Raw genomic sequence first — 11,399 nt, 5'->3', positions numbered from 1 at the left:
TGGCAAGGATTCAACGACATCTTCAAACTGATCGCTACCTTGGATTTTCGGTTCAAAGTCAAAATCAGAGGCAACATTCGCAGGCGACTCTACATCGTCTATAGCTTCGGCTAACCAGTCTTCAACCGTCTCTTCATCATCTTCAGAGATATCATTTAAAGACGATGGCGATACTTGCTCTTCATAACTAGCAGCGATGTCTTCACGCTGTTCTTGGGCGTCGGCTTCTTTCGGCTCTGGTTCTGCTTCTTGTTGTACAGTTTCTTCTTGAACTCGCTCTTCAAAAACTGGTTTGTCAAAATCAGAATTCTCAGAGAGCAGTGAGTCGATATCCAGTTCATCATCTTCAACCGATGATGCGGTTTCTTCAGCGGATACTATTTCTTCCGCTGACACTTCATTGCTGGCTGAAAGAGACGCTTGCTCTGGTTCAACCGTATTTTCAATTAATGACTCAATAGGCTCTTCTGTCGCTGGCAATAAATCATTGTCATCAGAAGTCATTAACTCATCAATCAATGCTTCGTCTGTTGTTTCTAGCGAGTCATCAAGTAAAGCATCTGTTGCCGGCGCGACACCGAACAAATCATCGATAAAGTCATCACGATTAAAGGCTTCATCATTTTCTGGCTTAACGTCAGCACTGTCTTGAATCATTTCCGAATCTAACGATCCATCACTAACGACTTCAGCTTGTGGTGTTGCATTAATGTCCGATGCTTGCTCAGACTCAACTTCAGGTGTTTCTGAGGTTAACGGAGTAAGCTCGACGTCTGAATCCTTTTCGGACTCATCGCTGCCGTTGTCAAAACCAAAGGCTTCGTCTAACTCTTTATCAAACGCCTTCCCTTCAGGTTCAAGCTCGTCTTCAATGCCACTTGTCAGTAGATCATCAAATGGGTCTAAAGATTCTGAATCTTGTTCATCGGTTTCACCGACTGATAGATCATTACCTAGCAGTTCATCTAACGTCTCGTCACCTTCGACGGTAACTTGAGCATCATTGGCATCATCGTCTAGAAAATCATCTAGTAGGTCTGTGCTCTCGGCATCGAGTTCAAAGTCATCATCAGAATCATCAATCAACTCATCCAAGGTTTCAGTACTGTCTTCCGAAATATCTAGCTCATCATCGGTCGACAAGCCTGAGAGTTCTTCGAGTTCAGATAATGAGTCAAAACCTAGAGGATCACTCTCAGAATCATCATCCGATTCATCTTCCAACATATCATCTAGGAGATCTGTTGAATTACTGAGATCAACATCATCCCCTGTCAATTGCTCATCGAGCAGGTCGACACTGCCTTGAGTTTCTTCACTTTCGGTTGGCAGATCAAACTGAGAAAGGATGTTATCGATATCATCATCAGACGCCAAAGCGCTGTTTAGATTCTCAGCAACCTCGTCATCATTATCGAGATTCACAGGCTCATTGACTTGATCGTTCTGAGCCGCAACCTGAGCGAAGATGTCATCAATATCATCTTCTACACTAGGAGCCGAAGGTTGTGACGTCTGCTGCTCTGAGATCAACGAATCAATATCAAATTCATCGTTGCTCACGCCCGAAGGTGCAGTATCGCTCTGTTGCTCAGAGATAAGCGCATCAATGTCAAAATCATCGGTTGCTGATGTGTCGGTATTAGAAATCGAATCACTTTGCTCTTCTGAGATTAAAGCATCAATATCGAAGCTATCATCATCTTCATCATCAAGCGCAAATAGATCGTCTAATAGAGATTGGTCTAGTTCGTTAGAGCCTAGGTCTTCAGTCTCAGAATCCTGTGATAGTAGCGATTCAATATCTTCATTCGACATTGAGTTATCATCTGAAAGATCAAAGTCGGCCTCATCAGAACCGAGTTCGCTTTCTGATGTTTTATCGAGTGCGCGCTCCATCTCTTCAAGACCAAGCGCCTTGTCATCGCCATTGACACTAATGCCGTTGCTGCTGTCTAACTCCAGATCATCGAAGTTAGTGTCTAAGTCACCATTTTCGCCAATACTCGCAAATGGGTCATCATCGTCATCATCGAGATTAAAATCGAGATCAGAATCATCTAAACCTGCAAATACATCTTCTTCAGGCGATGCTTGGTCATCAAATAACTTATCAGCATCATCTTCATTGCCAAATTGTTCATCGTCTAAAGACAATTCATTATCAAAGTCGTCCATCTCGTCGCCTAAAGCGATAGGCGCGACGCTACTTGCATCTGATTGAATTGGTTGGTCTTGTGTCGGCTGCTGCTCATCATTTTTAGAACGGCGCCCTAACAGGATCACTATGATAAGACCAAGTAGCAGGCCAGGAATAACCGCAAGAGCAGTAACTAACCAACCATTTGATAACAATTGATCCATGGCACTTGGAGCCATTTTTGCAATCTCAGCGTTCTTTCTACGCTCTTCATCAAGCAGCTTTTCCACTTCGCTACGAATGCGGTCTTCATCACTAAGTTCTGTTTTTAGCTCATCTACTTCCAATTGAACATTCGACAACATCAGACGAAGTTGATGGTTTTTCTCCTCAAGTGACAATAGCTCAGTTTCTGAAAGCTCTAGCTGTTTCTCTAGCTTGTTCATCTCTTGGGTTGGAGCTGATTGAGCTAGAGATGATTGAGTTGGAGACAATGGCTTTTTAGCGGCTTCAGCTGTGCTTACTTGCTTTGCAGGAACAACATTGTTTGAGCTTACATCAGGGCGGCTTGACGCTTGCGCTGTTTTTGGCTTTGACACTGCGGGTTTAGTCACAGAAGCATCGAGCTTAGCAAGGTGCGCATTCATGATGTTAACGGCTTGCTGTGTAGAACTCGCACGTGCTTGCTCTAAAGAAGGCACTCGTAAATTACTGGCAGGCAGCAAGCTGTGGATATTCTGGTTTTCAAACGCTTGTGGATTTAGACGATAAATAGCCAACAAGGTTTGCTGAACTGAAACGGAATTATCAGGGCGTAACTTTGAGGCAATCGACCACAATGTTTCCGACCCCAAAGTTGGGCCGTAAAAACGAGAAGGCCCAGCACGATTCAATTGTGCTCTTTGAAGAGGTTCGGAAAACGTAGGCGCTGATTGTATCTGGCCATTAGGCCCTACAACTCGAATGGAATCTGCACGAACAACGGAAATCTGAGTCGCCATGAGAATGGCAAAAGGCATTAACCACGGCTTGAAAAATTGAAACATAAAAGGCTCAGCTAGGTGCTTAAATTCGAATAAATTGATGAACTGTTAAATATATCGGATAAACGACGTAAAGCTATAGAGATGAAAACAAAAAATGTGTTGCAGCGACAATATTCGCAGCAATTTCACACAATTTAACTAACAATATTTTCAATCGATTAAAAAAGCCCCACTAAAAGAGTGAGGCTTGTTTATCAAAGCAGTGAAGCTTAGAAGTAATCGCGAATCAGAACTTCCGCGATTTGAACTGCGTTTGTTGCTGCGCCTTTACGAACGTTATCAGCGACAACCCACATGTTCACACCGCTGTGATGGCTAATGTCGTTACGAATACGACCAACCATTACGTGGTCTTTACCACCTGCATCACGAACCTGAGTTGGGAAGTCTAGCGCTTGGAAAACTTCAACGCCTTCCGTGTTCTCTAGAAGCTGAATAACTTGCTCAGCACCGATTGGCGCGCGAGTTTCAATGTGTAGAGATTCAGCGTGACCATAGAACACAGGAACACGAACACAAGTCGGGTTAACCGTGATTGATGAATCAGCAAAGATCTTTTGAGTTTCCCAAACCATCTTCATTTCTTCACGTGTGTAGCCGTTCTCTGTAAATTCATCGATTTGAGGAATACAGTTGAACGCGATCTGCTGTGAGAACGCTGACTTGTCAGCTGGCATACCGTTAAGAAGCTTAGCCGTTTGACCTGCTAGCTCATCGATACCCGGCTTACCTGCACCAGACACAGATTGGTAAGTTGAAACGTTAATACGCTCAAGGCCCACTTCATCGTGAATCGGTTTAAGTGCTACTACCATCTGAATAGTAGAACAGTTCGGGTTCGCAATGATGTTGCGGTTACGGAACTCAGCAATCGCTTCAGGATTCACTTCAGGCACAACCAGAGGAACATCGTATTCGTAACGGAAACGTGAAGTGTTATCGATAACAACCACACCTTCGTCAGCGGCTATTGGAGCCCAACGTTCTGAAAGCTCGCTACCTGCAGAGAAAAACGCAATATGTACTTGAGACCAGTCGAAGTCTTCTACATTTTGTACTTGTATTGTTTTGCCGTTAAAACGGGAAGTTTTGCCTTCACTACGTTCACTTGCTAGTAAGTGCATTTCACCGACAGGGAATTTACGCTCTTTAAGTACTTCAAGAATGGTTTCACCAACCGCACCAGTCGCACCTAAAATAGCAATATTAAATTCTTGGCTCATTGTTTCTCTCTTTTATAAAGTTGGCTTTACCATAAAACCGAGTTTAGATAACGGCGTTAAATTACAAGATTCGTCGCCCGTTAACTCGACTGCACTGTACTCTCTGCGGTCCCAATATTCTTTACGCATCTTGTCAAAAGAACCCGGCGTAGAGATATTACGACGGAATAAGGCGTCGTCTTTGCGCACATCATAGATCAACTGAGTCAAATTGTGCAGTGTTGCTTCATCCCAAGCTCTATCTAATTTCATTTGAGGCACTGGTGCTGTCGGCAGAAGGTCGCTTGCATAAGCACGCTGTTCAGTACCTAAAAACTCACAATAACTGTTGAAGATCATCGTGGTACCACGTGCTTTACCCTCTAAACCGTAGCCCGCTACGTGAGGAGTTGCAAAAGCAAGCAGTGGAAGCAGCTCAAAATCGACTTCAGGTTCAAACTCAAACACATCAAGAACGGCAGTGAAACCATCGGCTTTTTGCAAGCGAGCTTTTAACGCTTGGTTATCAACAACTGGGCCACGAGCCGCATTAATCAGAATTTGGTCAGCACGTAAATTGTTCAGTACTTGCTCATTGAGCAAATGATGCGTTGGGAACTCACCTGTCTTAGTGATTGGCGTATGCAGAGTGATGACGTCTGACTGCTCAAGCAGAGTATCTAGCTCAGTAAATTCGCGAGTATCACCCTCTTGTTGTTTTAGAGGATCGCTCAGCAGAACTTTAATACCAATACCTTCAAGGCACTTTGCTAAATAGCTACCCACTTGGCCACAGCCGATAATACCGACCGTTTTTTCGAATACAGAGAAACCTTGCTGCTGAGCCAACACCATCATCGCGCTGAACGCGTACTCAGCCACACCCACCTTGTTACAGCCTGGGGCTGCGGTGAAGAAAATGCCACGCTCTTTCATCAATTCTTGGTCAACGTGATCCATACCAGCTGTTGCGGTTCCAACAAACTTAAGCTTGTTCGCTTTGCTGATCAGCGCTTCATTGACCTTGGTCACCGAACGAATCATCAGGGCATCTACGTCAACAAGATCGTCAGCGGTTAGCGTTCGACCGGACTTCATTGTCACTTCACCTAGCTGGCTAAAAAGCGCTTCAGCATAAGGCATATTTTCATCGATTAAGATTTTCATTGGGAAGGTACTTTCGTTGGGGTCTGTCGACCTTAAATGTGAATTGAAATGATTGTGCAAAATTCCACACACGGTGTCGAGTCGCAATTGGAATACATTATAAATAAAGGGCTGAATCGCCTAGTCTGCACAAACAAGAACAGAAATAAGAACCAAGACCTAAAATCAAAAAGCAAAAGTCAGAAGACTAAACGAAAAATGCCCGATTGAATAAACAATCGGGCAAACATCCAGAACAAAAGGATCCTATCTCGCTCTCCAGGAGACAGAGTCTTGCGTCTGTTCAACCAGTACTAACCAAAGCCAGTACTGATCAAGCTCTGGAAACCTTTCAACTTCTAAATCTTGATTTAAAAAGCTATTTTCTAAAGCGAAGCTTACAAAGCTAGGGTTAAAAAACACGCTTAAAACCATATTTATAAAAGCTATGTTCTGATGGTCATGATTACTGGGTGACCTGTGCGTGTTGAATCAGCACTCACGTCACCCATTAACGATTAACCTTTTATTAATTTAACCTTAGCTTCAATTAGCCTTGGTATTTTTTGATTACTAGCGTTGCGTTCGTACCGCCGAAACCAAAGCTGTTAGACATAACCGTTGTTAGCTCTTGTTCACGAGCTTCGGTTACGATGTCTAGGCCTTCGCCCGCTTCGTCTAGGTTTGCAACGTTAATGCTTGGTGCGATGAAGCCGTTATCAAGCATTAGCGTTGAGTAAATTGCTTCGTGTACACCAGCCGCACCTAGAGCGTGACCTGTCATCGCTTTAGTTGCTGAGATTGCAGGGCTGTTGCCGCCAAAGACTTCTTGGATTGCGCCAAGTTCTTTAACGTCACCTACAGGAGTTGAAGTACCGTGAGTGTTCACGTAGTCAACGCCATCAACGTTTTGCATTGCCATCTTCATACAACGAACCGCGCCTTCACCAGAAGGAGCAACCATGTCGTAGCCATCTGAAGTTGCGCCGTAACCCACGATCTCACCGTAAATTTTTGCGCCACGAGCAACAGCGTGCTCAAGTTCTTCGATAACTAGCATACCGCCGCCACCAGAGATAACGAAACCGTCACGGTCAGCATCGTAAGTACGAGAAGCCAATTCTGGCGTGTCGTTGTACTTAGTAGAAAGTGCGCCCATTGCGTCGAACATCATAGTCAGAGACCAATCTAGTTCTTCACCGCCACCAGCGAATACTACGTCTTGTTTACCCAGTTGGATAAGCTCCATTGCGTGACCGATACAGTGTGCAGATGTTGCACATGCAGAACTCATAGAGTAGTTCACACCGCGGATTTTGAAAGGTGTTGCTAGACAAGCAGAAACCGTAGAAGCCATTGTACGTGGAACCATGTATGGGCCAACGCGCTTCACGCCTTTTTCACGGATGATGTCTACTGCGTTTACTTGGTTTAGAGATGAAGCACCACCTGAACCCGCTACGATACCCGTGCGGTCATTAGATACTTGATCTTCAGTTAAACCAGAGTCAGCAATTGCTTGCTCCATTGAAAGATAAGCGAATGCCGCTGCATCACCCATAAAGCGCATTTTTTTGCGATCGATATGGTCAGCAGGGTTCATTTTTAGGTTACCCCAAACTTGAGAGCGCAAGCCATTTTCCTTGAACTGCTCTGAAGCGGTAATACCTGATTTACCCTCTTTCAGTGATGCTAAAACTTCTTCGACGTTGTTACCGATACTTGAAACAATACCCATACCGGTGATTACGACTCGTTTCATGTGACATTCCTATAATTCTAAATTCAGCTAGATGATAACTAAGAAGCCTAACAAAAGTGGTCAGCTTTCCTAGAAATTCGTACAATCCCTACCAACATATCGCTTCAAATCACAAAATGATAGATTTTATGACTTCAATTACTAATGCAGAGCTGGAATGGAATGAGTCTGGCACGCCAGTTTCAGACCAATTTGACGACGTTTACTTCTCTAATGTTAACGGTTTAGAAGAAACTCGCTACGTCTTTTTAAAACAAAACCACCTTCCAGAGCGTTGGGTTGAACATCAACAACGCCGTTTTGTGATTGCTGAAACCGGTTTTGGTACAGGTTTAAACTTTCTCGCAGTCTGGCAATGGTTCGATGCTTTTCTTAAAGATAACCCACAAGCTACGACCAAAGAGTTACATTTCATCAGTTTTGAAAAATATCCTTTAAATAAAGATGATCTAATCAAAGCGCACCAATCGTGGCCAGAATTAGCGGAGTATGCGACACAACTCCAAGAACACTACCCGATTGCCCTGCCCGAATGTCACCGCATTGTGTTAGGCGATGGTGCTATCACGCTTGATTTGTGGTTTGGTGATATTAAGGATTGTATGCCAAACGTGCCGACCCCTCGCAAAGGTTTAGTCGATGCGTGGTTCTTAGATGGCTTTGCTCCAAGCAAAAACCCTGAAATGTGGAATCAAAACCTATTCAACGGCATGGCCAAACTGGCAAAGCAAGATTGCAGCTGCGCCACCTTCACCGCAGCAGGCTTCGTTCGCCGTGGGCTGATTGAAGCCGGCTTTGAAATGAAAAAGGTTAAAGGCTTTGGTACTAAGCGAGAAATGATTGCAGGCCGACTTGGCGAAAAGCGCGCTCACACCAACATCAAACCTTGGTATGGCCTAGCTCAACACAGTAATTCACAAGATATAGCCATTATCGGTGGTGGTGTCGCCAGTGCTGCATTAGCCAAAACGCTAAGCCGACGTGGTAAAAACATCACCCTTTATTGTGAACACCCACAAGCTGCGGGCAATGCCTCAGGTAACAACCAAGGTGCCATTTATCCGCTACTCAGCGAAGCGACATCTAATGTTTCAAGAATATTTGGTCCGGGCTTATTGTTTGCCCGCCAATTTATTAATCAAGCAGCACAATCAGTAAACTTCGATCACAATTGGTGTGGCGTGAACATTTTGATGTGGGATGAAGGCTCCACTAAAAAGCTCAATCGCATGTTAGAAGGCAATTTCCACACAGATCTGATTCAGCGTTTAACGCCAGAGCAAGCCAACGAAAAGATTGGCTTACCAGTCGATAAAGAGAGTGTCTACTTTCCACTGGGAGGTTGGTTAAGCCCTCTCCAACTGACTCAAGGTTTGATTGGCAGGTTAGAAGAGACCAACCAAGTGAGCGCGCACTATCAACATCAAGTGACTCAACTTGAGTGGCTCGAAGTTGAACAACAATGGCAACTCACCATTGAGACACCACAAGGTGAGATTCAAACCAAGCACGACCAAGTAGTTGTCGCGAACGGACACAAGTTCACTCAGTTTGAGCAGACTCAGCCTGTACCTCTAACTCCAGTTAAAGGCCAAGTGAGCCATATTCCGACCACGGAAAGTCTCAGCCAGCTAAAAACCGTGTTGTGCTTTGATGGCTATCTTACGCCGCAGAATCCAAACAATGCTCATCACTGTATTGGTGCCAACTATGACAAAACCAATATAGACCAAGAATTTGATATTGAGGTTCAGCAGCACAATGGCGATCGCCTACATGGGTCGCTGCCAGACCAAAAGTGGACAAAAGATGTCGACACCAGTGGCAACCTAGCGCGCCAAGGCATCCGCAGCGTAAGCCGTGACCACCTTCCGTTTGTCGGAAACGTTGGCGATTTTGAATCAATCAAAGAACAGTACAAAGACCTGCACAACTTCAACCCGCAACGTCACTCTGTTGATGATGTTCAAACGGTAGCAAGCTTCCCTAACCTATACTGCTTTATCGGGCTAGGCTCACGTGGCTTGAGCTCTGCGCCATTATTAGCTGAAGTGTTAGCATCGCAAATTTGTGGCGAACCGCTTCCCTTACCTGTCGATGTGCTTGAAGCGATTCACCCAAGCAGAATGTGGGTGCGCAGACTGCGTAAAGGTAAGGCATTAACGGCTGGATGGGTTGCAGACAAGCACTCTAAATCAAATTCATAGTTTCTAGTTCAGCTATTCTGAAGTTTCTGAAGTTTCTGAAGTTTCTGAAGTTTCTGAATATCAGAAATATCTAAGGCTAAAAGCTAGAAAGCCCGAGCGACATTATGTCACTCGGGCTTTTTGTTGTTCGTGTTGATCTAAACTGATGTTCTAAATTGAACGATGTTTACAGCTTAGCAACCGCATCTTTGATCTGCTGAGCAATCTCTTCGTTGCTGATAGCGCCAGACTCAAAATCAAAGTTATCGTAGAAGCTAGGCACTGAAAGCGATGCTTTAACGTTACCACCAAAGTACGGAGCCGAACCAGTTGCTGCGCCAAGTACTGTTTGTGCGCCACCTGGGCCTGGTGATGTCGCTAAGTAAACCGCAGGTTTCTCGCCAAATACTGAACGCTCAATGCGTGTCGCCCAGTCAAATAGGTTTTTGTACGCCGCTGGGTAGTGGCCGTTGTGCTCAGCGAAAGAGATAACAAATGCGTCAGCTTCTGCTAGGTCACGTAAGAATGCTTGAGCACCTTCCGCTTGGCCAATCTCTTTTTCAGTGTCTTCACTGAACATAGGAACGTTGTAATCGTTGATGTTTAGAACTTTGACTTCAGCACCTTCAATCAAGTTAGCTGCGTAAGTTGCTAGAGTTTTGTTGATAGAGGTAGAGCTGGTGCTTGCGCCAAATGCGATAACTTTCATGATGTGACCTTTTCTGTGATTCCGTTAAGTGGGATTAGAATAACGTAGTCAGAAAATGGAACCATCACAAGGATTGAACGGACTCATTCAAAAAATTCGAATGAGTCTCAAATTATTGGTTCGCTCAAAAATGAGGAGGGAGAGTTGTGAGCGAATTACGGTAGACGAATAATGCTAAACGACTAAAATTAAGCTTGGTTTTGCAGCTCAACCCAAAGGTCATTAACGATCGTACGATCGGCTGGCGTCAATTCAGAACGTGCGTCTTCTAGGCTCTTCTCAATACGCAATTTAACTTCTGCTACGTCTTCAATACCGTCTTCTTCACATGAAGCTACTGAAAGAGAAATATGACCACGTAAGTAACCACCAGCAAACAGTTCATCATCTGATGCGTTTTCAATGCGAGCATCAATTAATTCAAGTAGTTTTTCTTCAAATTCGATAATCATAATATTCTCTTATTTCACAATAAATTGGCTAGTACATAAAGGCGCAACATCATAGAAGCTGCGTAATGCTTCAGAGAGCATTTTCACGCGAGGCGGCAGACCAGCTTCAAAGATACCCATGACTTCGCTGTGTACTTTATTCATAAAGGCCAAACGATCTGGCTCAAAATCGCCGTGTAGATTGTCACAGCTAACATTAAAAGGAAAGCCTGCGCTGGTCGCAATGATCCATTCATACGCTTGTGGGCGAATTTCCACTTTTTCAAACTCAGCTTGAACCGACTCAGTTCGGCCATCAGGCTCATACCAGTAACCAAAATCTTCCAATAAGCGACGCTCAGGACCAGCCACACACCAGTGCGCTATCTCGTGAAGTGCTGAAGCATAAAAGCCACGAGCAAAAACGATACGGTGATGAGGAATCTCCTCATCGGCTGGCAGGTAAATGGGCTCGTCCGCTCCCAGTTCTAGCTTAGTATTGAAGCTCTCGAAAAAGGTTTGATTGAAAATGTCGATGATGTCTGGGTATTGGTGTGTCATAAGATCAAATTTAAGTAAAAAGAACTGGGGCATTTTGCGTTTTTTTAAGCGCTCGGTAAAGCCCTATCACTGGCAATGACATTAGGTTCATCATAATACTTTACGATGACAATCGATTGCTGATCCCAGATTACACCACTTTGAGGTGAATGATTAGTTTAGCGGCTCTTCTCCGCTTAGATGAGTCTATAAATTAACAATAAAACCGGTAACACA

At 44.4% G+C, this 11,399-nt stretch carries 8 protein-coding genes and 1 pseudogene; 2 read left to right on the top strand and 7 right to left on the bottom strand.

Annotation, left to right across the window (positions count from 1 at the left end; all coding sequences use genetic code 11):
• The 3 genes from AB6C75_RS17060 to AB6C75_RS17050 form a co-directional block, all read right to left on the bottom strand.
• The coding region (locus AB6C75_RS17060; RefSeq protein WP_372108347.1) for a FimV/HubP family polar landmark protein at nucleotides 1–3,186 on the bottom strand (3,186 nt) is incomplete at its 3' end.
• A 209-nt stretch (nucleotides 3,187–3,395) separates the two neighbouring features.
• On the bottom strand, nucleotides 3,396–4,409 hold the full coding sequence (locus AB6C75_RS17055) for an aspartate-semialdehyde dehydrogenase (protein WP_012603484.1): 1,014 nt from the start codon (nucleotides 4,407–4,409) through the stop codon (nucleotides 3,396–3,398).
• Nucleotides 4,410–4,421: 12 nt separating this feature from the next.
• Nucleotides 4,422–5,555, bottom strand: a complete 1,134-nt coding sequence (locus AB6C75_RS17050) for a 4-phosphoerythronate dehydrogenase (protein ID WP_372108344.1) — start codon at nucleotides 5,553–5,555, stop codon at nucleotides 4,422–4,424.
• A gap of 48 nt (nucleotides 5,556–5,603) precedes the next feature.
• On the opposite strand from AB6C75_RS17050, the pseudogene AB6C75_RS17045 reads away from it, so the two are divergent.
• Nucleotides 5,604–5,944 (top strand): annotated as a pseudogene (locus AB6C75_RS17045) (hypothetical protein).
• A 140-nt stretch (nucleotides 5,945–6,084) separates the two neighbouring features.
• On the opposite strand, the gene fabB reads toward AB6C75_RS17045, so the two are convergent.
• Nucleotides 6,085–7,296, bottom strand: coding sequence for a beta-ketoacyl-ACP synthase I (gene fabB, locus AB6C75_RS17040; RefSeq protein WP_009848735.1), 1,212 nt, complete (start codon nucleotides 7,294–7,296; stop codon nucleotides 6,085–6,087).
• 128 nt (nucleotides 7,297–7,424) lie between these two features.
• On the opposite strand from fabB, the gene mnmC reads away from it, so the two are divergent.
• Nucleotides 7,425–9,503, top strand: a complete 2,079-nt coding sequence (gene mnmC / locus AB6C75_RS17035) for a bifunctional tRNA (5-methylaminomethyl-2-thiouridine)(34)-methyltransferase MnmD/FAD-dependent 5-carboxymethylaminomethyl-2-thiouridine(34) oxidoreductase MnmC (protein ID WP_372108342.1) — start codon at nucleotides 7,425–7,427, stop codon at nucleotides 9,501–9,503.
• A 166-nt stretch (nucleotides 9,504–9,669) separates the two neighbouring features.
• Here mnmC and AB6C75_RS17030 read toward each other — a convergent pair whose 3' ends face one another.
• The 3 genes from AB6C75_RS17030 to AB6C75_RS17020 form a co-directional block, all read right to left on the bottom strand.
• Complete coding sequence (locus tag AB6C75_RS17030; protein ID WP_009848737.1) at nucleotides 9,670–10,191, bottom strand: NADPH-dependent FMN reductase; 522 nt, start codon at nucleotides 10,189–10,191, stop codon at nucleotides 9,670–9,672.
• A gap of 188 nt (nucleotides 10,192–10,379) precedes the next feature.
• Nucleotides 10,380–10,643, bottom strand: a complete 264-nt coding sequence (locus tag AB6C75_RS17025) for a YfcL family protein (RefSeq protein WP_009848738.1) — start codon at nucleotides 10,641–10,643, stop codon at nucleotides 10,380–10,382.
• A 9-nt stretch (nucleotides 10,644–10,652) separates the two neighbouring features.
• Nucleotides 10,653–11,183 carry an elongation factor P hydroxylase gene (locus AB6C75_RS17020; RefSeq protein WP_012603480.1) on the bottom strand — a complete coding sequence of 177 codons (531 nt, stop codon included), beginning with the start codon at nucleotides 11,181–11,183 and terminating at the stop codon, nucleotides 10,653–10,655.
• Nucleotides 11,184–11,399: the final 216 nt, after the last annotated feature.

The sequence above is a fragment of the Vibrio sp. 10N.237.312.B06 genome (assembly GCF_041464685.1).
Lineage (GTDB): Bacteria > Pseudomonadota > Gammaproteobacteria > Enterobacterales > Vibrionaceae > Vibrio > Vibrio tasmaniensis_A.
Note: the sequence above shows the minus strand (reverse complement) of the source record. Positions and strands in the feature narration are given on the sequence as shown.